This is a genomic window from Oleiphilus sp. HI0128 (genome assembly GCF_001635365.1).
The window spans coordinates 1-1,097 of the sequence record NZ_LWGG01001176.1; the positions used below are offsets into that span (position 1 = coordinate 1).

Genomic DNA, 1,097 nt, shown 5'->3' on the forward strand with positions numbered 1-1,097 from the left:
AATATAAGGCCAGAAAAATGGAGCGTTTTGGTTTTTTTAATGCGCCAAAGCTGAATAGAAGTATTTGGGTGCATGCTGTGTCCGTAGGCGAAGTGCTAGCAGCGGAGCCAATTATTCGAGAGATTCAAAGGCGTTTTCCAAACCGAGATATCGTTATCACTAGTATGACGCCAACCAGCTCCGAGCAAATTAGAAAGCGCTTTGGCAGTGATGTGTTTCATGTCTATGCACCTTACGATATTCCCTTTATGGTGAAGGCGTTTTTGCGCCGGGTAAAACCTGAATGTCTGATCATTATGGAAACCGAACTCTGGCCAAATATGATTCACCAGGTGATGCGAAGAAACTGCCCGGTTGTCATCGCTAATGCGCGTTTGTCAGAGCGCTCAGCAAAAGGCTACCGACGCTTGAAACCCGCTATTGGTTGGATGTTGAATGATCTGTCACTCGTGCTATGCCAGTACGAAAATGATGCTTCACGATTTGAATCACTAGATATCGCAAAGGAAAAGATTTTTGTAACGGGTAGCGTAAAGTTTGATACGAACGTGGAAGATAGTCATGTTAAAAAAGCCGCTCACCTGAGCGCAAATTTACCCGCTAAGCCTAAGATTTGGGTCGCGGCGAGTACGCATGAAGGCGAAGACGAGCTGGTTTTAAAAGTGCATGAACGTTTGAGGCAGCGCTTTCCCGATGCCTTGCTGGTATTAGTGCCTAGGCACCCTGAGCGCTTCGAAAGTGCTTTTCAGCAATCAAATAAGCAAGGCTTTAACACCGCACGAAGAAGCGAATTTGAAAAAATTCCCAGCGATGCAGAAGTATTTGTGGTGGATACCATGGGGGAGTTGATGGATTTTTATGCGACAGCTCAGGTTGCGGTAATAGGCGGTTCATTTACCGAAATTGGTGGCCATAACCCGATTGAGCCAGGCGCTTTGGGGTTGCCGATTTTAATTGGCCCCCATTACTTTAATTTTGAAGCTATTTGTCATCAACTGGTCGAAGCCAAGGGTATGGAAATTGTGGCAGATGAACTCGCGTTGCTCGAGTCGCTCGGAATGCTATTTTCAAACCCGGAACGGGCTCAGGAAATGGGG

At 46.4% G+C, this 1,097-nt stretch carries 1 protein-coding gene; it reads left to right on the forward strand.

Features of this window, described 5'->3' with window-relative positions; all coding sequences use genetic code 11:
• A partial coding sequence (gene waaA / locus A3763_RS19870; RefSeq protein WP_068760395.1) for a lipid IV(A) 3-deoxy-D-manno-octulosonic acid transferase occupies nucleotides 1–1,097 on the forward strand: 1,097 nt, incomplete at both ends.